The organism is Pseudomonas saliphila (genome assembly GCF_008638345.1).
Taxonomy (GTDB): domain Bacteria; phylum Pseudomonadota; class Gammaproteobacteria; order Pseudomonadales; family Pseudomonadaceae; genus Halopseudomonas; species Halopseudomonas saliphila.
Genome location: NZ_VTVA01000004.1, coordinates 69,489 through 90,398, shown reverse-complemented (window position 1 = coordinate 90,398; position 20,910 = coordinate 69,489). Strand labels below are relative to the sequence as shown.

18 protein-coding genes are annotated in these 20,910 nt (G+C 60.6%); 10 read left to right on the top strand and 8 right to left on the bottom strand.

Annotated elements, in window-relative coordinates; translation table 11 throughout:
* Positions 1-32: 32 nt before the first annotated feature.
* The 8 genes from cysN to FHK95_RS05945 all read right to left on the bottom strand — a co-directional run bounded on the left by cysN (position 33) and on the right by FHK95_RS05945 (position 10,732).
* Positions 33-1,940: a sulfate adenylyltransferase subunit CysN gene (gene cysN, locus FHK95_RS05980; RefSeq protein WP_150303686.1), complete on the bottom strand. Its 1,908-nt coding sequence runs from the start codon at positions 1,938-1,940 to the stop codon at positions 33-35.
* Complete coding sequence (gene cysD, locus FHK95_RS05975) at positions 1,940-2,839, bottom strand: sulfate adenylyltransferase subunit CysD (protein ID WP_150303685.1); 900 nt, start codon at positions 2,837-2,839, stop codon at positions 1,940-1,942. Before cysD ends, cysN begins: the two co-directional genes overlap by 1 nt.
* A gap of 3 nt (positions 2,840-2,842) precedes the next feature.
* A complete protein-coding gene (gene cofH / locus FHK95_RS05970) occupies positions 2,843-5,308 on the bottom strand; it encodes a 5-amino-6-(D-ribitylamino)uracil--L-tyrosine 4-hydroxyphenyl transferase CofH (protein ID WP_150303684.1) in 2,466 nt (821 codons plus the stop codon).
* Complete coding sequence (gene cofC / locus FHK95_RS05965) at positions 5,301-5,930, bottom strand: 2-phospho-L-lactate guanylyltransferase (protein ID WP_178114723.1); 630 nt, start codon at positions 5,928-5,930, stop codon at positions 5,301-5,303. Before cofC ends, cofH begins: the two co-directional genes overlap by 8 nt.
* A 244-nt stretch (positions 5,931-6,174) precedes the next feature.
* On the bottom strand, positions 6,175-7,119 hold the full coding sequence (cofD, locus tag FHK95_RS05960; RefSeq protein WP_150303682.1) for a 2-phospho-L-lactate transferase: 945 nt from the start codon (positions 7,117-7,119) through the stop codon (positions 6,175-6,177).
* A complete protein-coding gene (gene cofE / locus FHK95_RS05955; RefSeq protein WP_150303681.1) occupies positions 7,116-7,883 on the bottom strand; it encodes a coenzyme F420-0:L-glutamate ligase in 768 nt (255 codons plus the stop codon). The genes cofD and cofE overlap by 4 nt, the downstream gene beginning before the upstream one ends.
* Before the next feature lie 10 nt (positions 7,884-7,893).
* Positions 7,894-8,574 (bottom strand): NADPH-dependent F420 reductase, encoded by a 681-nt coding sequence (npdG, locus tag FHK95_RS05950; protein WP_150303680.1) that lies wholly within the window; start codon positions 8,572-8,574, stop codon positions 7,894-7,896.
* A gap of 85 nt (positions 8,575-8,659) precedes the next feature.
* Complete coding sequence (locus FHK95_RS05945) at positions 8,660-10,732, bottom strand: PQQ-dependent dehydrogenase, methanol/ethanol family (protein ID WP_150303679.1); 2,073 nt, start codon at positions 10,730-10,732, stop codon at positions 8,660-8,662.
* A gap of 205 nt (positions 10,733-10,937) precedes the next feature.
* Here FHK95_RS05945 and FHK95_RS05940 point away from each other — a divergent pair, with 205 nt between their 5' ends.
* The 10 genes from FHK95_RS05940 to FHK95_RS05895 all read left to right on the top strand — a co-directional run bounded on the left by FHK95_RS05940 (position 10,938) and on the right by FHK95_RS05895 (position 20,909).
* A complete protein-coding gene (locus FHK95_RS05940) occupies positions 10,938-12,149 on the top strand; it encodes a thiolase family protein (RefSeq protein ID WP_150303678.1) in 1,212 nt (403 codons plus the stop codon).
* Between the two features lie 2 nt (positions 12,150-12,151).
* Positions 12,152-13,093 (top strand): bifunctional OB-fold nucleic acid binding domain-containing protein/MaoC family dehydratase, encoded by a 942-nt coding sequence (locus FHK95_RS05935; RefSeq protein ID WP_150303677.1) that lies wholly within the window; start codon positions 12,152-12,154, stop codon positions 13,091-13,093.
* 210 nt (positions 13,094-13,303) lie between these two features.
* Positions 13,304-14,200: a VOC family protein gene (locus tag FHK95_RS05930; RefSeq protein WP_150303676.1), complete on the top strand. Its 897-nt coding sequence runs from the start codon at positions 13,304-13,306 to the stop codon at positions 14,198-14,200.
* Positions 14,197-15,072 carry a CoA transferase subunit A gene (locus tag FHK95_RS05925; protein ID WP_150303675.1) on the top strand — a complete coding sequence of 292 codons (876 nt, stop codon included), beginning with the start codon at positions 14,197-14,199 and terminating at the stop codon, positions 15,070-15,072. Before FHK95_RS05930 ends, FHK95_RS05925 begins: the two co-directional genes overlap by 4 nt.
* An 11-nt stretch (positions 15,073-15,083) precedes the next feature.
* Complete coding sequence (locus FHK95_RS05920; RefSeq protein ID WP_150303674.1) at positions 15,084-15,893, top strand: CoA-transferase subunit beta; 810 nt, start codon at positions 15,084-15,086, stop codon at positions 15,891-15,893.
* Positions 15,890-16,804 (top strand): enoyl-CoA hydratase, encoded by a 915-nt coding sequence (locus FHK95_RS05915; RefSeq protein ID WP_150303673.1) that lies wholly within the window; start codon positions 15,890-15,892, stop codon positions 16,802-16,804. Before FHK95_RS05920 ends, FHK95_RS05915 begins: the two co-directional genes overlap by 4 nt.
* A complete protein-coding gene (locus FHK95_RS05910) occupies positions 16,801-17,913 on the top strand; it encodes an NAD(P)H-dependent flavin oxidoreductase (protein WP_150303672.1) in 1,113 nt (370 codons plus the stop codon). The genes FHK95_RS05915 and FHK95_RS05910 overlap by 4 nt, the downstream gene beginning before the upstream one ends.
* Complete coding sequence (locus FHK95_RS05905) at positions 17,910-18,662, top strand: enoyl-CoA hydratase family protein (protein WP_150303671.1); 753 nt, start codon at positions 17,910-17,912, stop codon at positions 18,660-18,662. Before FHK95_RS05910 ends, FHK95_RS05905 begins: the two co-directional genes overlap by 4 nt.
* 10 nt (positions 18,663-18,672) lie before the next feature.
* The gene (locus tag FHK95_RS05900; RefSeq protein WP_150303670.1) at positions 18,673-19,839 is read left to right on the top strand and encodes an acyl-CoA dehydrogenase family protein; all 1,167 of its coding nucleotides are present in this window, start codon (positions 18,673-18,675) and stop codon (positions 19,837-19,839) included.
* An 11-nt stretch (positions 19,840-19,850) separates the two neighbouring features.
* Positions 19,851-20,909, top strand: a complete 1,059-nt coding sequence (locus FHK95_RS05895; RefSeq protein WP_150303669.1) for an acyl-CoA dehydrogenase family protein — start codon at positions 19,851-19,853, stop codon at positions 20,907-20,909.
* Position 20,910: the final 1 nt, after the last annotated feature.

Here is a 20,910-nt window from a genome sequence, read left to right as displayed (position 1 = left end):
CCGCGCAGCCGACGCCGGCTGCGCGGGAGTCATCACAGTGGCAGAATGCCGCGTTCACGCAGGCACGCCATGATTTGCTGCACGGCCCTATCGACATTGGTCTCGGTCGTGTCGATGCGCAGCTCTGGCGATTCGGGCTGCTCATAGGGCGAGTCGATGCCGGTGAAATTTTTCAGCTGACCGTCACGCGCCTTGCGATAGAGCCCCTTGACGTCGCGTTCCTCGGCGATTGCCAATGGCGTATCAACATGGATCTCAATGAACTCACCGTCACCCACCAGCGAGCGCGCCATATCCCGCTCGGCGCGGAAGGGTGAGATGAAGGCGCTGATGACAATCAGGCCGGCATCCACCATCAGCCTGGATACTTCGGCGATACGGCGAATGTTTTCCACGCGGTCGACATCGGTGAAACCCAGATCCCGGTTCAGACCATGGCGCACGTTGTCGCCATCGAGCAGGTAGGTGTGATGACCGAGTGCGAACAGCTGTTTCTCCAGCTCGTTGGCGATGGTTGATTTGCCGGCGCCAGACAGGCCGGTGAACCAGAGTACGCAGCTCTTCTGACCATTCAGGCGCGAACGGGCGGCCTTGTTGATGTCCACTGCTTGCATATGAATATTCTGCGAACGACGCAGGGCGAAATGCAGCAGGCCCGCACCTACAGTATTGTTGCTGAGCCGATCGATCAGGATGAAGCCGCCGGTGTCGTGGTTTTCACGGTAAGGGTCGAAGGCAATCGGACGGTCAATACTCAGGTTGCAGACACCAATGGCATTCAGTTCCAGAGTCTTGGTTGGCAAGTGCTCCAGCGTGTTGACGTTCACCTGATATTTGATTTCGGTGATCGTTGCGGTGACGGTGCGACTGCCGATTTTGAGTAGGTAAGGCCGGCCTGGCAGCAGCGGTGCCTCGTGCATCCAGGTAAGGGTGCATTCAAACTGGTCAGCGATTTCAGCGGGTGCGAGAGCTTTGGAAATGACATCGCCCCGCGAAATGTCGATCTCATCCGTTAACGTCAGCGTGATGGATTGACCGGCCACGGCTTCAGGCAGGTCGCCGTCCATGGTGACAATGCGGGCCACGGTACTTTCCTGGCCCGAAGGCTGCACGCGGACACGGTCACCCGGGCGGATGCGGCCACTGGCGATACTGCCGGTGAAGCCACGGAAATCCAGATTCGGCCGGTTGACCCATTGCACAGCGAGGCGAAACGGGGTGTCGACGCCCGCATCGGCATCGACCACGGCGTGCTCCAGGAAGTGCATCAGGGGCTGGCCCTGATACCAGGGCATATTGGCGCTTGGCTCGGTAATATTGTCGCCCTTGAAGGCCGACATCGGAATGTAGGTCACACTGCTCAAGCCGAGGTGCTCGGCCAGTTGCCGGTAATCATTGACGATGTTCTGGAAGACTTCTTCGGAATAATCCACCAGGTCCATCTTATTGATCGCCACCACAACATGACGAATGCCCAACAGTGAAACCAGATAGCTGTGACGGCGTGTCTGGGTTAGCAGGCCTTTGCGCGCATCCACCAGCATAACGGCGGCATCGGCGGTGGATGCTCCGGTCACCATGTTGCGGGTGTATTGTTCGTGGCCGGGGGTATCCGCGACGATGAACTTGCGTTTGTCGGTGGAGAAAAACCGGTAAGCTACATCAATGGTGATGCCCTGTTCGCGCTCGGCGGCCAGGCCGTCGACCAGCAAGGCAAAGTCCATGGCTTCGCCCTGGGTGCCGTATTTACGCGAATCAACCTCAATGGCGGCCAGCTGATCCTCGAACAGCATCTTGGACTCGAACAGCAGGCGCCCGATCAGGGTGCTCTTGCCGTCATCCACGCTGCCGCATGTAATAAAACGCAGCAGGCTTTTGTGCTCATGCATTTGAAGGTACTGATCGATATCGTTGGAAATCATTTCTGAGACATGGGACATCAGAAGTACCCCTCTTGTTTTTTCTTTTCCATGGACGCTGAAGCATCGTGATCAATCATTCGGCCTTGGCGCTCGGAGGTCCGGGCCAGCAGCATCTCCTGGATAATGGCTGGCAGGGTTGAGGCTTCAGACTCAACCGCTCCGGTCAGTGGGTAGCACCCCAGGGTGCGAAAGCGCACCTTCTTCATTACTGGCGTTTCGCCCGGCTCAAGTGGCATGCGCTCGTCATCGACCATGATCAGCGTGCCGTCACGCTCGACCACAGGACGCTCGGCGGAGTAGTACAGCGGCACGATCGGAATACTCTCCAGATGGATGTATTGCCAGATATCCAGTTCGGTCCAGTTCGACAGGGGGAAGACCCTGATCGATTCGCCTTTCTGCTTTCGCGTGTTGTATAGCTTCCACAGTTCCGGGCGCTGATTCTTCGGGTCCCAGCGGTGGGCTGTGGAGCGGAATGAGAACACTCGTTCCTTGGCCCGGGATTTCTCCTCGTCGCGGCGCGCGCCACCGAAAGCCGCATCAAAACCGTATTTGTCGAGGGCCTGTTTCAGCCCTTCGGTTTTCATGATGTCGGTATGCACGCTAGAGCCATGATCGAAGGGGTTGATGTTCTGGGCGACGCCATCGGGGTTGATATGGACGATCAGTTTCATGCCGGTTTCTTCTGCCATGCGCTCGCGGAAGCTGTACATCTCGCGGAATTTCCAGCGTGTATCTACGTGCAGTAGCGGAAACGGCGGCACGGCGGGATAGAACGCCTTGCGCGCCAGATGTAGCATGACTGCGCTGTCCTTGCCGATGGAATACATCATCACCGGGTTGTCGGATTCGGCGACCACCTCGCGGATGATCTGGATGCTTTCGGCCTCAAGCCGTTGCAAATGAGTGAGTGACATTGGTTACCTCATATTGTTATTGGATGGTGCGAGTTCGGTCTGAAGCTGCGCGCTCGGGAGTGGGGGGATGAGCTCACGCAAAGAGATCAGATTCGCGACTACCGCGGATCCGGTGCGGTCGTCAGTGCTTGTCTGATAGAGGGTGTTTCGGCGTAGCAGAGGTCGTCCGACCTTGGCAGCAATCGCTTGTAGTTCAGGGTCATCCAGCAGCTGGCCATTGCTGCCGCCAGCGGCACGGGTGATGGATTCGTACATCAGGGTGCCGCCGAGGTCGTTGGCGCCAGCTTGCAAACACAGCGCTGCCCCCTCGCGACCCATCTTTACCCAGGACGTCTGGATATTCGGTATCAATGGATGCAGCGCCAGGCGACTGACCGCATGCATCAGTACCGCCTCACGCAAGGTGGGCCCTGAACGTGCCTGCCCCCTGTGCCATATCGGCGATTCCATATGCACAAAGGGCAGGGGCACGAATTCGGTAAAGCCGCCGGTCTCTGCCTGCAGCTCACGCACGCGCAACAGATGGCGAGCCCAGTGTTTGGGCTCTTCGACATGGCCGAACATCAGTGTGGCGGTACTGCGGATTCCGACCTGATGCGCGGCCCGCATGACCTCAAGCCACTGCTCGGTATTAAGCTTGTCCGGGCAGATGATCGCGCGGACGTCATCATCCAGAATTTCCGCGGCGGTGCCGGGCAGGGAGCGCAACCCGGCCTGATGCAGCCTGGTTAGATACTGCGTCAGGCTCAGCCCCAGGGTCTCGGCCCCGTGCAGCACTTCCAACGGCGAGAATGCGTGTACGTGCATATCCGGTACGGCCTGTTTGACTGCGGCCACCAGCTCCAGATAGGTATTGCCGTCGTAGTGCGGGTGGATGCCGCCCTGCATGCAAACCTCGGTCGCTCCCCGTAACCAGGCTTCCTCGGCACGCAGCGCGACGGCGTCGGCATCGAGTTGGTAGGCTGGGCCACGCAGGTGAGCAGCGCTGCTGCCCTTGGCGAAGGCGCAAAAACCACAGCGGTACTGGCAGATGTTGGTGTAGTTGATATTGCAGTTGCGCACGTAGGTAAGGGTGTCGCCCGCAGTGGAACGGCGCAGTGCATCGGCGGCCTGGATAACGGCCTGCAGATCAGCACCCTCCACCTGAAACAGCTGTACGATCTCGGCCTCGTTGAGCGGATCGCCAGCGCAGGCACGTTCGAGAATACGGGTGATTTCAATGGATGCGCTGACGTGCTCGGCCCTCCGGCTGAGGTAACGCAAGGCTTCAGGCTCGGGGGTATCCCCGCGCCCAGCGAACCAGCCGTCGGTGCGGGCAAAGCCGCGGGCATCGGCCGCATGCCGGATGGCTGTGGCCATGGCTGGGTCAACCCAGCGGTCCAGGTCACGAAGGTACGCCGGAATCAGCGGCAGCCGTTGGACCAGTTGGCGGCCAACGCGCGCCGTGTCGGCAGCCAGTGCATCGAGCTCCGGCCAGGCTGCTTCGGGATTGACATGATCTTGCGTCACCGGGGAAATACCGCCCCAGTCATTGATCCCAGCGCCTATCAGTTGGCCCAGTTCACCCGGACGCAGATTCGGTGGTGCCTGGATCGACATGCCGGGGCCGAAGATCAGCCGGGTAATGGCAATGGTCCAGGCATGATCGGCGATGTCCGGTTCCGGGGCATCGGCCATCAGGGTGCCGGGCTTGGCGCGTAGGTTCTGCACGATGATTTCCTGCAGATGACCGTATTGCTGGTGCAACTCACGCAGCGCCAGCAGGGCGTCGATACGCTCTTCACGGGTTTCGCCTATGCCGATCAGAATGCCCGAGGTAATCGCCACCGACAGCTCGCCGGCATGTCGCAGGGTGTCGAGGCGCGCCTGAGGCAGTTTGTCGGGGCAGCGCCAATGCGCCGCTCCCCGCTGATGCAGGTGCTCCGCGGTGGATTCCAGCATGATGCCCAGAGAGGCAGAGACCGTGCGCAGCGGCGCCATCTCCTCGCGGGTCATGGTGCCCGGATTGATATGCGGTAACAGGCCGGTTTCCTCGAACACGAGTTGGGCCATCGCTGCGACATAGGCGAAGGTGTCCGCATAACCCATGGCATCCAGTGCCTCTCGCGCTTGGGGATAGCGCAGCTCCGGGCGCTCACCCAGGGTGAACAGGGCCTCACGGCAGCCCGCGCGGGCACCAGCGCGGGCAATTTCCAGGACTTGCTCGGGGCTCAGGTAGGGGCTGGGTACTTTTTTCGGGGACGTGGCGAAGATGCAGTAGCCGCAATGGTTCCGGCACAGCCGCGTAAGGGGAATAAACACCTTGCGTGAATACCCGATGCGGCGGCCGTGACCCTCGAGAGTCAGGGCTTCAGCACAGGCCATCAGCTCGCTGGGCGCGGCCTCGGCGGCTAACAGATAAATTTCGTCGGCATTCAACAATATGCCGGAGCGAACCTTATCCAATAGGTAATGACCGTGTTCATGCATGGGCTGGACTCCAATGCGAGATTGACTCGGGGATATAGAAAGGAGGCGCTGCTTCGATCAGCGTTTGCAGGTCCTGCGCGGTATCGACGTCAAACATCAAGCCCGGCGCCTGATTCATGGCAGGCTGCAGATTCCGGGCGGCGGCCAGGGTCAGATGGCGCGTCAGACTGTGAGGTCCGAAGCTGAATGCAAAGTCGTCCGGTTGGCTGAGGAATATGGCATTGGTGCCCAGCGCATGGTGATCGCTGGCCAGCGCCATGCCTTGGCGGCGGCCGGCAAGAATGAATTGGTCAACCTCTTCACTGAGCAGTAAGGGTAGATCGGCATGCAGCACCAGCAATTCCTGGGCCCCTGTCGCTTGCAGCTGTTGACTGGCCGCCGACAGCGCGCCATTCAGCCCTGTGCCGGGATCGGGCAGGTGTCGGATGTCAGCGCGGCAACGGTCTGGCAGCATGCCGACAATGGCGATCCGGTCCACCAGGTAACTGCCAGCCAGCGCGGCGAGTACGCGCATCAGCATGTTTTCAATCAGCTGTGTGCGGCTGCGGCTGTCCAGCGTTTGGCTCAGCCGGGTCTTGCCTTGGCTTGGCGCTTTGAGCGGTATCAATGCCCAGCAGCTCATGGCAGTTCCCGGGCAATGCTGGTGCGTTGAGACGGATGAATAGTCATGTTTGCGCTCCTCACTTGCAGCCATTCAAGCAACCGTGAGCGCGGACCGCTACTCGCTTTCCGAGTTTTTTCAGTTTTTGTTTTTAGGTAAAAAAATGTTATAAAACAAGGGCTTATATTTTATAGAAGACGCAGTTCAGACAGTAATTGAAAAAGCTCGGTTTTTGCTGGGTAGGGAAGGGCTGGGCCTGAGAGAGTCAGGCCCGTAGGGTGGTAGCGAAGGCCAGGGTCTGTTGGGCGACGCGTTGGCGGTCGAGGGGGGAGTGCATGAGCGTGTCGACTATCGCGACGGGCAAATCTATCTGGTCGCGCAGCTGTGCATCACGACTATCGAGCACGAAGCCATCGATCAGCCCGGCATAGTCCTGCACGATCTGCAGCGCGCTCACCGACAGGCCCAGCTCATTCATAATCTTGGTCGTTGGCCCTTTTACCGCCTGTCCGCCAACCAGTGGCGATACCGCGATGACCGGCACGCCAGCTGCACGCAGTAATGCGCGCATGCCGGTAACGGCAAGGATGGGTGCGATGCTCAGATAGGGATTGGACGGGCACAGGATGATGGCGTCGAGATCCCCATTCTGCAGAGCGCGCACAACGCCGGGCGCTGGCCGCGCCGTCTCAGCCCCGCTGAATTCGATCCGGCGAACCTGGGGGCGGCACTGTTCGCGAACGAAATAGTGCTGAAAATCCAACTCGCCCATGTCAGTACTGACCCGGGTACGTACCGGGTCATCGCTCATGGGCAGTATCTGCGCGCTAATGCCCAGGCGCGTGCCGAACTCGGCCGTAATCTCGCTCAGCGAGGCGCCGGCTGCCAGTCGATGCGTGCGCTCCACGTGCAATGCCAGGTCCGCATCGCCGAGACGGAACCAGGTGTCGCCGCCGAGCTGTTCCAGCGCCTGCATAAAGGACCAGGTTTCGTCGCGCCGGCCCCAGCCGGTTTGCGGGTTGGAGAAACCAGACAGGGTATACAGGGCGGTATCGATATCCGGGGAAATGTGCAGGCCCAGATGGTTGAAATCATCTCCGGTATTCACCACCAGGGTTAGTCGACCGCCGGGGCAGGCGTGCATCAGTCCATCGGCTAGTTTGGCGCCGCCGACCCCGCCGCTGAGGGCTAATATGCGACCCCCGTTCATTGGAACAAATCCGCTTCAAGGGGCCTGACTAGCGCCGCGGCATCGTTGTGCGCAGCTGACGGACGCAGGCCGTTGACCAGCGCTACCGGAGTCCCCTCACTGGCTTCGCCCATGACCAGGCCCGCGCCGGCGGTCACCGCATCGGCGAAGGCTACCAGGGTGTTCTGCAAGGTGCGCCCATGGCGGTCACTGCCGTTGCGCTGGTCGATCAGCGCCGGAATGCCAGCGGAGGCCAGGGCGATGTTGACTACGCCGTTGCGCCACGGCCTGCCGAAGCTGTCCGAAATAATAATGCCCGGATGGCCGCCGTTGCGCGTGGTAAGGCCGGCGTGCAGGGCTCGCGCCGACGCGCCGGGATCAAGGGGGAGTAGCAGGGCCTGGGTTCCCTTTGTGTTATCGGGCAAGTTGGATTGATCGATCCCGGCATTGGCCATTACATAGCCGAGCCGATGACGAACTATCATGACGCCGGGTACGGCACGCAATACGCTGCTGGACTCGGCCAGGACCAGCTCGACGAGACGCGCGTCCTTGCCGGTGATGCGCGCATATTCATGGGCTTGAGGTGAGGGCGAGACGCTGGCTAGGTCGACTAGCCGTCCCTCCGCTTTAGACACAATCTTCTGCGCTACGACCAGTATGCTGCTGTCCTCAAGGATCAGCTCGGCCTCCGCCAGCGCCTGTCGGATGATGCGCGACAGATCATCCCCGGCTGTGATTTCGGGGATATTTTCCAAGGCCTGAAACTGGACGCTGTTGAGCATGGCGGGTCGCTCAGTTGTCGGGATTCATGACCAGCTCTCCGCTGATGCGGATGCCGGCACCATCAACTTTGTAGTACTTGTTCATGAAAATCAGAATCGAGGTCAGCGCTTCCGCTGCAGTAGAGTTAGTCAGGGCACCGGCATGCAGTCCGCGCAGGCCTGCGTCATCCGCCAGCTTGACCACAATCGCGCGGGCGTCGGCGTCATCACCAAAGACCAGCACGTCGCAGGCTACTTCCTCGTCAGTGGCCAGCTTGTGCGCCGCCACGTTGTGAAAGGCCGAGACAACACGTACATCGGCGCCAAACAGGTGTTGAGCGCGTACCGCTGCAGAGTCTTCTTCCGGGAGTTGCACGCGCATCACCTTCGGCGGCATCAGCGGCACTGTGGTATCGACCACGATCTTGCCCTGTGCGGCGGCCCGAATGTCGGCAATGACCGCCGCCTGGGTAGCGAAGGGGACGGCCATCACCAGCAGATCAGCCTGTTCCGCCACGCTGCGGTTGTCCCCGGCGCCTACGGCGACCCCCAGTTTTTGGCTCAGCTGTGCGGCACTTTCCTGAGCCTTGGTTGCGTCCCTGGAGCCGATCAGCACCTGGTGTCCGGCCTTGATCCAGCGCTGGGCCAAAGCGGCTCCAAGGTTTCCAGTGCCGCCAATCACGCCAATGGTGCCCATGTTAATTGTTGTCATGTTCATTGCTCCCCGGTATTCCAGTCAGGTTGCTGTCGCAGCCCGCATTCTTGTCACCTGATGGTCGGGGCTCTTTATCACATGGTCATCGTTCATTCGGACCATTTACATTCGCCGCGCTGTGAATGATATAGCTGCGGATCTGTTCCACCGTTGAGTGATCCAGCGTGCCCGCAAAGGAAGGCATCCCGCGTTTCTGCAAAATGCCTTCAAGTAAGGGAAGACTGAACAGCTCCTGGTCCTGGATATAGGGCGAGTACCTCAGGTCCGGGATGGCTGCGCCTGCCACAGCGGCGGCGCCATGACAGACCATGCAGTAGCGCGTGTAAAGCTGCCCGCCGAGCTGGATATCCTCGTTATCCGCATCGATAGAGGGCAAGGCCGGGGCGGGAGGGCGTGACTGGGGGATTGGTAGTGGCTGCTTGCCGTCCAGCTTCCAGACGAAGACACCCCCTGGCACCGGCATCCCTTGTCTGGGCATCAGCACGCTGGCAGACAAATGCATTGAACTGCCGAAGCCGGCTGTGGCGGCGACATATTGCTCGCCATCCAGCGTATAGGAGATCGGACCGCCGAGGACATCCAGCCAAGTATCGCTCTGCCACAAAGGCTTACCGGTTTGGGCATCGTAGGCATGCAATCCGCCGCCGCCCTGGCCCTGGAAGACCAGTTTGCCGCCGGTGGTCAGAACGCCGCCATTCCACGGACCGGGCTGCTCGGTACGCCAGGCCGCTGTTTGTCTGACCGGGTCCCATGCCAGAAGATGGCCACTGAAACTCTCCTTTGCCTGAGCCAGTGCTGCGGCGTCGGTGGGCATCGGATGATCCTGTATGCCGGTATTCCAGCGGCCGGGTTCATGGCGAAAGTCCGCCGCCTTCATCATGAATGCTGTGCTTTCCATGGCCGGGATATAGACCAGACCGGTCAAGGGGTTATAGGCCATAGGTTGCCAATTGTGCCCGCCGATCTGGGACGGCGTGACCAGCGCCGGCTGACCGGCCGGGTATCGCACGCCTGCCAGTTCTACGGGACGACCGGTTTGCTTGTCGATATGCGAGGCCCAGGAGGTGGGCACATAGTTTTTGGCGCTGAGCAGTTCCCCGGTGAGGCGATCCAGTACATAGAAAAATCCATTCTTCGGTGCCTGCAACAATGCCTTGCGGGTTTCGCCGTTAATTTCCAGATCGGTCAGGACAATGTGTTGGGTTGCCGTGTAGTCCCAGCTGTCGCCAGGGGTGGTCTGGTAGTGCCAGACATACTCCCCGGTCTGTGCGCGTACGGCGATGATCGAAGAGAGAAAGAGGTTATCGCCGCCCTCGGGGCTACGAAGGTCCCGGTCATGTGGCGAACCGTTGCCCACGCCGAAATACAGCAGACCGCTTTGCGGGTCCCAGGCCATGGAGTCCCAGACAGTACCGCCGCCGCCCTGAGCCCACCATTCCCCGGTCCAGGTAGACTGCGCAAGCTGTTTGAGGGGCTGATCTGAAATCTGCCCGTCTGCCGGAGCCTTCGGGTTTCCGGGCACGGTATAGAAGCGCCACTTGAGCTCCCCGTTGGAGGGGTCGTAGGCGGAGATATATCCACGCACCCCGAACTCGGCGCCGCCGTTACCGATCATCACCAGTCCCGCAGCGACGCGGGGCGCGCCGGTAATGGTGTAAGGCTGATCCGTATCCACAGTCAGGGTCTCCCACAGGAGCTTACCGGACTCGGCGTCGATCGCTTGCAGGCGGCCGTCGATGGTGCCTACAAAGACCTTGCCGTCTTCGACAGCTACGCCGCGATTTACCACATCGCAACAGCTGATCGCTGCTTTGCGCGGTGGTACCTCGGGATCATGCTGCCAGCGCAGTGAGCCATCTCGGGCATTCAATGCATAGACCACGCCCCAGGGGCCACTGACGTACAGCGTGTCGCCAACCTTGATAGGGGTGGCCTGCACGCCGCGTGGTCTGTCGAACCGGAAATGCCAGGCAAGCCCCAGACGCTGTATGTTGGCGCGATTGATCATGGCCTCAGGCGCGAAACGCGTCTCGCCGGCATTATTGCCATGCATCGGCCAATCGGTATCAGATAGGGCGGGTGCGGTCTGGCTAATGGTGGTGATCACCAGGCCCGCTATTAAGCCGACAAGCCTGATCAGTTTGCTGCGCAGCATCGCGTTCATCCTCGTTATTATTGGTTTTGCGTGTATGAGGATGACGCGAGGCCACTATTCCAGCCTCGTCCATATGGATAGAGAGGGCGGTTACGGTCCAATTTCAGAAAGAATGTGTGAATGTAGGCCTTATGGACGATGGAACGCCCGGCCTGACGTTGAACAATCCTGAGAAGTCATAAAAACCACAAGAGGTTCGCAGCGCATGGGACTAAAAGGACAGGCGGCCATCGTTGGCGCCGCTCAGTACAAGCCGGAAAAATATTCCACCGCTCCGCAGATGTTCCATCTGGAGCAGGTGGCGGATCTGGCGGCGCAGGCGCTCGCCGATGCAGGGCTCAAGGCCAGCGATATCGATGGCCTGTGCATCAACGGTCCACATTTTCATGAAGCGTCCAGCTTCGTACCGGCCATGGCTGCCGAGTATCTCGGCATCGCGCTGAACTTTGCCGAGGTCGTCGATCTTGGTGGGACCACCGCAGTAGGCATGATCTGGCGTGCTGCGGCTGCCATCGAGCTGGGACAATGTCAGGCAGTGCTCTGCGTGATTCCACAGCGCATGGCGCCGTTCGGGCCGGATGAGGATCCGTCGGCTATGGCACGCGCCATGCGCTATGGCGGCCACAGCACCCAATTCGGTGCGCCGGAGGCGGAATTCGATTTGCCCTATGGGCATATGGGCCAGAACACCGGTTACGCCATGATTGCCCAGCGTTATGCGGCGCAGTATGGCTACGATCCGCGCGCCCTGGCGAAGATCGCCGTGGATCAGCGCACCAGTGCGCAGGCCCACCCGGACGCGATCTTCCGTGGTCAGACGTTGACCATTGAAGACGTGCTGAACAGCAAGATGGTGGCCGACCCGCTGCATATTCTGGAAATCGTCATGCCGGTGGCTGGCGGCGCAGCGGTCATCGTTGCCTCCAAGGAGATGGCTGCAAAGGCGCGCAATCGTCCGGCCTATGTCACCGGTTTCGGTGAGCGTCTGGGCTACAAGTCCCCGACCTATTCGCCGGATATGACCGAGACGCCTGTCGGTCCGGCGGCGCGGGGCGCCTTCGCTATGTCCGGGCTCAAGCCGCAGGACATGCACACGGCGCAGATCTATGACTGCTACACCATCACCGTACTGCTGAGCCTTGAAGACGCCGGTTTCTGCGCCAAGGGCGAGGGCATGCGTTTCATTCTGGAAAACGATCTGACCTATAGCGGCAACTTCCCGATGAACACCCACGGCGGTCAGCTGAGCTTCGGCCAGGCCGGTGCAGCGGGCGGGTTCTCACAGGTGATCGAGGGCTACCAACAGATTGCCGGTCGGGCCGGAGATCGTCAGCTCAAGGTCTGTGATCAGGTGTTTGTCTCGGGCACCGGTGGTGTCATGAGCGAGCAGGGCGCATTGATTCTTCAGGGAGCGTGAGTATGTCGAGCAATAAACCGATGCCGGTGGCGACCAGTTTGTCAGCCCCTTTCTGGGATGGCCTGAAGGCCGGAAAAATCATGCTGCAGCAGTGCGGCGACTGCCAACAATGGACTTTCTATCCGCGGCGCCATTGCAGCCATTGCCTGTCTCATAATGTGGCCTGGAAAGAAGTGTCGGGTAAAGGAACTCTGTACACCTTCACCGTGGCCCGGGTACCGACGTTGCCGGAGTTTGCCGGTGCGGAGCTGCAGATTCTGGCGGTGGTTGAGCTGGAGCAGGGCGTGCGCGTGAATACCACGCTGATTGGCCTGGATCCGGAGCAGATAGAAATCGGCATGCCTGTAAAACCAGTGCGCGCCCGCGTCAGCGAGGACGGTACCGTGCTGCTGCGCTATACCGGCGCTAACGTTGATCTGACAGAGCGCGACGAAGTGCCAAAGGCGCCACCGGCGCCGACTGCTGACAGTGGGCCCGCCAAGCAACAGATCGCCGTCACGGATGAGGCTGCGCTCAAGGCGTTGGTCTCGGATGAATACAGCGCATGGAGCAATCAGGTTCTGGTTGATCAGAATCTGATTAATGCCTTTGCTGAACTGTCCGGCGACAACTACTGGATCCACACCGATCCGGAGCGCGCCCGCAAGGAAGGTCCGTTTGGCGGAACCATTGCACATGGCGCGCTGGTACAGGTGTTGATGTCGCGGATGCAAGTGCCGCTGACCTTTGAGATTACCGGCTTTACCAACATGGTCAATTACGGCTCGGAACGGTTGCGCTTCCCCTCGCCAGTGCCTGCCGGCTCATTGGTGCACTCCCGGGCCCGGGTGAAAGCGGTCGAGCGCAACAAGCGTGGCACCCAGCTCACGCTGGAATTCAATGTCCATGTGGTCGGCCAGGAACGGCCTGCGGTGATCAACGATCTGGTGATCCTGTATATGTAATCTGCATTGTCATTGTGCTGTCCTTGGTTGCCGAGTAGCAACGCCATGCCGCCCACGCATAAGCAGGGCGGCTTTTTTTTGTCTCTGATAGAGGGGGCAACGCCGTAACACAGGCAATCCCGCCCTTTAGTCTCAATGGACGATGAGTCCTCGCGTCGTCGGCGCAACAATCATCTGAAGCCTACCAAGCATCGTATGAGGAGCTGCCAGATGAGTGACATTCGCGCATTGAGCTATTACGTCGCGCAGATCGACGACCTGAACAAGTGGCGCGATTACGCCGAAAACGTGCTGGGCATGATGACGTCCCCTGCGCCCGGCGGTGGCCTGTACGTCAAAATGGATGATCGTCCGTTTCGCATGCTGATCGTCGAGGGCGATACCCCCTGCTATCTGGCATCCGGCTGGGAAATGTCGGGTAAGTCCGCGTTTGAAGCGGTGCTGGGTCGGTTGCAGGACCAGGGGGTGGCCTATGAGCTCGGTGATGCGGCGCTGTGTGACCAGCGCGGCGTGCAGGCGATGGCGATCGTCTTTGACCCGTCGGGCAACCGCAACGAGCTGACCTGGGGCTACCGTTCCGACTGCCAGCCGTTCGTCTCGCCGCAGGGCGTACCGTGTTTCCTGACCGGGGACATGGGGCTGGGACACACTGTGTTGCCGGCACCCAACTTCGATGAATGCGCCAGGTTCTATCAGGACGTTCTGGGATTCGAAATTTCCGACATATTTAACTTCCGTCCGGATCCGAGCGTGCCACCGGTGCGTATCCACTTTCTGCATTGCGGTAACTCGCGCCACCACAGCCTGGCAATCGCTGAGTACGACGTGCCCAGCAAGTGCGTGCACGTGATGGTGGAAGTGGATTCGATGACCGAAGTGGGCCGCGCCCATGATCGCCGAGTCGCCCATAAGACGCCGCTCTCAGCCACTCTGGGGCAGCACCTGAACGACAAGATGACTTCCTTTTATATGAAAACGCCATCGGGTTTCGATCTCGAGTATGGCTATGGCGGGTTGCAGGTCGATTGGGACCAGCATTCCGCATTTGAGTTTACCCGGGTGAGCATCTGGGGACATGAATTCGGCCAAGCGGGAGAAGGTCAATGAACAAGCTGATGACGGCAACCGATGCGGTTGGCCAGCTGCGTGACGGCATGACGATCGGTTTCGGTGGCTGGGGTCCCCGCCGCAAGCCCATGGCAATAGTGCGCGAAATACTGCGCAGCGAGGTCAAGGATCTCACAGTGGTGGCTTATGGCGGGCCGGAAGTTGGCATGCTGTGCGCTGCTGGCAAGGTCAAGAAGCTGATCTTCGGCTTCGCCACCATGGATGCCATCCCGCTGGAACCCTATTTTCGCAAGGCCCGGGAAGCCGGCACCCTGGACGTGATGGAGCTGGATGAAGGCTTGTTCCAGTGGGGGCTGAAGGCCGCCGCGATGCGCCTGCCGTTCCTGCCGGCCCGTGCCGGCCTGGCCACCGATGTGCTGACGCACAATCCTGATCTGCAGCTGATTACTTCCCCCTATGCGGACGGCGAAGTGCTGTTGGCGATGCCGGCGTTGAATCTGGACGTGGCGTTCATTCATGTCAACCGTGCCGACCGCTTGGGCAACACCCTGGTTACCGGACATGACGTGTATTTCGATCATCACGTCGCCCGCGCAGCCAAGCAATGTTTTGTGTCGGCCGAGGTGGTTGAAGAGCGGCTCGAACTGGACGCTGCGACCGCGCGCTTCAATACCTTCGAGCGTTCCCTGGTAACCGGGGTGATCGAGGCCCCGCTGGGCGCTCACCCGACCAGTTGCGGCCCGGAATACGGTTGGGACATGCAACACCTGAAGGATTACAGCAACAGCGCCAGCGAAGAAAACGGCTGGGAGCGCTATCTGCAAACCTACGTCGATTGCAGCCAGGACGAATACCGCACCCGTAACGGCGGTGCCGAGCGCATGGCCGCACTGCCACTGCCGACTTTCTGAGGAGCCTGAACATGAGTAACGCAAACTTCAGCCTGGCTGAATTGATGATAGTTGCTGCCTCGGAAGCCTGGCGCAACAACGGTGAATTGCTGGCCTCCGGGTTGGGCATTATCCCGCGTCTGGGTGCCAGCCTGGCCAAGCTCACGCATAGCCCCGAGCTGCTGATGACCGACAGTGAGGCCTATCTGGTTGAAGAGCCCATTCCGGTCGGCCCGCGCGGTGACTATGTGCCGAAGTACTCTGGCTACATGCCGTTCGAGCGGGTGTTCGACTGCGTTTGGCATGGCCGGCGGCATGCGATGGTCGGCCCAACGCAGATTGATCGCTGGGCGCAGAGCAACCTGTCGGTGATCGGTGATTATCACAAACCCAAAGTGGCCATGCTGGGTGTACGGGGTTTGCCGGGCAACAGCATCAACCACGCCAACTCCTTCTTCGTGCCGAACCACAGCAAGCGGGTATTCGTCTCCGGTGAAGTCGATATGGTATCCGGCGTCGGCTTCAATCCTGAACGCTGGAAGCCGGGCATGCGCAATGACCTGATGTTTATCGGCGTTGCGGTAACCGACCTGTGTGTCATGGATTTCAACGGGCCGGATCATGCAGCGCGGGTTGTCTCGCTGCACCCCGGAGTTGATTTTGAGCTGGTTCAGGAGCGCACCGGGTTTCCTTTGTTGAAAGCGGACCATCTGAGCGAGACCGCGCACCCCACAGCAGAGCAGCTGGCGGTCATTGCCAAGCTGGACCCGCACAATCTGCGCGACAAGCAGTTGAAGGGCAACCCGGCTGGTATCCGTACTGCAGAGGAGTTGCGTGCATGAGCGAGCCAAGCGAATTCGTCGAACGCCCGGACACTGCGGTTTACGAAACGGAGGAGCCGGTCAGCTATCAGGTCGAAGCGGGCGTGGCGATTGTCACCATGAGCCGGCCCCAGTACAACAACGTGCAGAACTCGCAGATGACCTACGCGCTGGACGACTGCTTCCGCCGCGCCATCAATGATGATGCGGTCAAGGTCATAGTGCTGCGCTCTACTGGTAAGCATTTCTCCGCCGGACACGACATTGGCACCCCCGGACGGGACGTGACCAAGTCCTTCGAGCACAAACATCTGTGGTGGGACCACACCAACAAGCCCGGTGGCGAGTTTCTCTACGTACGTGAGCAGGAAGTCTATTTGAACATGTGCCGGCGCTGGCGCGAGATGCCCAAGCCGACCATCGCCATGGTCCAGGGAGGCTGCATCGCTGGCGGACTGATGCTGGCCTGGGTCTGCGACCTGATCGTGGCCAGCGATGACGCCTTTTTCCAGGATCCGGTCGTGCGCATGGGCATCCCGGGTGTGGAGTACTTCGCCCACGCCTTTGAGATGCATCCACGCATTGCCAAGGAATTTCTCATGCTCGGCGATCGCATGCCGGCTGCCCGTGCCTATGAACTGGGTATGGTCAATCGCGTCGTGCCGCGGGACGATCTGGAATCCGCCACGCTGGAGATGGCCAGCCGTATTGCCAAGCAACCGCGCATGGGCCTGGCCCTGACCAAGCAGGCGGTCAATCATATTGAGGATCTGCAGGGCAAGCGTACCGGGATGGAAGCGGCGTTCGCCTGGCATCACTTCGCCCACGTGCACAACGAACAGATATCCGGCGACAAGCTGGGCGGCTTCGATGGCAAGGCCATGGCTGCGGCAAACAAGGCGCAGGCGGATGGCCAAAGAGGCAAGTCGTGAGTGCGCTGAACACCCGGCTGACCGAGATGCTCGGTTGCCGCTATCCGATCATCCAGACCGCCATGGGCTGGGTATCGGATGCCAATCTGGTGATCGCAACCACGCGTGCCGGCGGTTTTGGCTTTCTGGCCGGCGCGACCATCCCGGCAGAGCAGCTTGAAGCTGAAATCAGGAAGGTCATTGAGGCCACCGACAGCAGCAGCTTCGGCCTGAATTTTCATATGTTTCAGGAAAACGCGGCGCAGTGCGTTGATCTTGCCATCCAGTACCGTTTGCGTGCGGTCAGTTATGGCCGTGGCCCGGACCGCGAAACGGTCCAGCGCTTCAAGGATGCCGGCGTGCTGTGTATCCCCACGGTGGGCGCAGTCAAGCATGCGGTGAAAGCGGTGGAAATGGGTGCGGACATGATCACCATCCAGGGCGGCGAGGGCGGCGGCCATACCGGCGGCGTGCCAACCACCATCCTGTTGCCGCAGGTGCTGGACGCAGTCGATGTGCCGGTGATTGCGGCCGGTGGGTTCTCGACTGGACGCGGGCTGGCCTCGGCGCTGGCTGCCGGTGCCGAAGGCATCGCCATGGGCACGCGCTTCATGATGAGCAGTGACTCGCCCACTCCCAAAGCCACACTCCAGCGCTATCTGGACACCCGTGATACCCAGCAGATTCGCGTCACGCTAGCGGTCGACGGCATGCGTCACCGCATGGTGGAAAACCCCTTTATCAACAAGCTTGAAGCGGCCGGCCCAGTGGGTCGGTTGTGGATCGCCCTGAACAGTGCGCGCAAATGGAAAGCGCAAACCGGCATGACTACCGGGCACATGATCAAGACCTTCATCCGTGCGATCAAGGACGATCCTGGCGCCACGTCCCAGGTGATCATGGCCGCCAACCAGCCGGTGCTGCTGCAACGCTCGATGGTCGAGGGTTTCCCCGATGAGGGCATTCTGCCGAGTGGCCAGGTAGCCGCAGCGATCGACCGTTTGCAGAGCTGCGAAGAATTGATCCGCGAGATTGCCGACGAGGCAGAGACCTGTCTGCAGCGTCTGTGCCAACGCATGCAGCACCCCCCGGCGGAACAAGCCGACCAACACGAGAGGATTCCAGCATGAACAGTGCATTCAAGGTGGACATCAATCAGGGCATTGCCGAGCTGGTGATCAACAAGCCGCCGGTCAACGCGCTGGACAGTACAGAGTGGCTGGCACTGGCCGCGCAAATTGATGCGCTGGGCGCCGATGAGGCGGTCCGCGTGCTGATCATCCGTTCTGAAGGACGCGGCTTCTGTGCTGGGGTCGACATCAAGGAACTGGACGCCAACCCCGAGCTGATCGTCAAGGTCAATGCCGGTAATTACGCCACCTTCAAGGCCATCCATCGCTGCGCGGTGCCGGTGATCGTTGCCGTGCACGGCTTCGTGCTGGGCGGTGGCATCGGCATGACGGGCGCGGCGGATATTGTCGTTGCGTCGCGCTGCGCCACCTTTGCCCTGCCGGAAGTGGACCGCGGTGCCATGGGCGGCGGCGCCCACCTGCAGCGCCTGTTCCCGGTACAAAAGGTGCGCTACATGTTCTTCACTGGCGAGACGGTCACCGCACCGGATGCCATGCAGTACGGCTTTATCGAGCGGCTGGTCGAGCGCGATGAGTTGGCTGCTACGGCCCGCGAGATTGCCGCCCGCATTGCTGCCAAGAGCCCGGCCATGATCCGTATCGCCAAGGAGGCGCTGAACGGCATCGAGGACGGCAACCTGGAAGACAAGTACCGCTGGGAACAGGGTTTCACCCTGGAAGCCTACACCCTGCCGGACTCCGCCGAGACCCGCCGCGCCTTCGTCGAAAAGCGCGACGCCAGCTTCTGAGAACCATGCCATGCAATTGACCTATACCGCCAAGCAACAAGCCTTTCGCGCCGAAGTGCGCGCCTGGTTGAAGGCCAATGTGCCGAGCCAGCCGCTGGCCAGCTATGACACCCGCGAAGGCTTCGAGGAGCATCGTGCCTGGGAAGGCAAGCTATACGAAAGCCGGCTGTCGATGGTCATGTGGCCCGAGCACCTGGGTGGTCGCGGCTGCGACCTGATCGAGTGGCTGATCTTTGAGGAAGAATACTACGCCGCTGGCGCCCCCATGCGGGTCAATCAGAACGGCCAGCTGCTGCTCGGACCAACGCTCATGGAGTTCGGAACCGAGGAGCAGAAACGCCACTTCCTGCCACGCATTGCCTCCAGTGAGGACATGTGGGCGCAGGGCTGGTCGGAGCCGAACGCCGGTTCCGATATGGCGGCTATTCGCAGCAAGGCGCTGCGTGAAGGCGATGAGTACGTGATCAACGGCCAGAAAACCTGGTCTACCCGCGCGATCTTCGCTGACTGGATCTTCGGTTTGTTCCGCACCGACCCGCAGAGCAGCCGTCACCATGGTTTGAGCTACCTGTTGGTACCGCTGAACAGCCCCGGCGTCACCGTGCGCCCGATCAAGGCCTTGAACGGAAAAGACGCCTTTGCCGAAGTGTTTTTCGATGACGTGCGGGTGCCGGTGGGCAACCGTATCGGTGGAGACGGGCAGGGCTGGCATGTGGCGATGGCTACCGCGGGGTTCGAGCGCGGATTGTTGTTGCGTTCCCCGGCGCGCTTTCAGCAGACCGCCAAACGGCTGGTCGACCTGTACAAGGCACATCCCGAGGTGGCCGAACGCGACCCGGGCCTGCGCGACGCGGTGATCGAGAGCTGGATGGGCGCAGAAGCCTACGCTCATTCCGCGTATCACACAGTGGGTCTGGTCGAGAAGGGCGCGAAGATTGGCGCCGAGGCCAGTATCAACAAGATCGTCTGGTCCGAACTCGACCTGAAGATGCATGAAACCGCTATGCGCATTCTTGGCCCATACGGCGAATTGAATGGCTATGCCCCGGAAGCGGTGGAACACGGCAACTGGCTGGAAGGCTTCCTGTTCGCTCAGGCCGGGCCTATCTATGCGGGCACCAACGAAATCCAGCGCAACATTATTGCCGAGCGCATGCTCGGCCTGCCGAAAGCCTGAGGAAGCCAAACATGGACTTTACCTTTACCGAAGACCAGCTTGCCTTTCGCGAGGCGATCAGCCGCTTCCTGATGACCGAAGCACCGCCGGAAATGCTGCGCGAGATATGGGATACCGACGATGGTCGCTCCCCGGAACTGCGCAGCAAGATGGCCGCACAAGGGCTGACTGCGTTGTCTGTCCCCGAAGCGCTTGGCGGCCTGGGGATGGACGATGTCGCCTGGGCACTGATGACGCAGGAACTGGGCTACTACGCCATCGCTGACTCCATGGCCGACACCGCCTACGTTGCCACCGGTCTGCTCAGTGCACTGCCGGAAGCAACACCGCGCCGGGATGAAATGCTGTCGAAAATTGCCGAGGGCGACGCCCGTTTTGCCGTGGGCCATCCAGTCAACCCGCTGGTCGCCGATGTGCACCTGGCGGACGTAATACTGCTTGAGCACAACGGCGAGATACACAGCGTGCGCCGCGAGAGCATAGGTTTCGAGCGCAACCCGAGCATCGACAGCTCTCGCCGGCTGAGTCGGATCACCTTCAGCCCGAGCGACGAGACTCGCATCGTCGACGCCGCACAGGGTCAGGCCATCTGGAACCAGACGCTCAACCGCGGCGCGCTGGCGGTAGCCGGCCAGAGCATCGGGCTGGCCCAGCGTATGCTGGATCTGTCGATTGATTACGTGGTTCAGCGCAAGCAGTTTGGCAAGCCGATCGGCAGCTTTCAGGCGGTCAAGCATCACCTGGCCCAAGTCGCCGAGAAAATCGAATTTGCCAAGCCGGTTCTCTACCGCGCCGCCCACGCGCTGGCGCAAGGCGAAGCCAATGTCGATCTGCATGTGTCGCACGCCAAACTGGCTTGCTGCGAGGCGGCCTGGCTCGCCGCGCGGCATGGCATTCAGGTGCATGGCGCCATGGGTTACACCTGGGAAGTCGATCTGCAGATGTTCATGAAACGCGCCTGGGCGCTGGACTCCTCCTGGGGTGATCGAGCCTTCCACAAGTCGCGGGTGGCCACGGCCGTGCTCGCCGACGGGGCCCCCATCGGTCCGCAATTCACCTTCGGAGAATAAC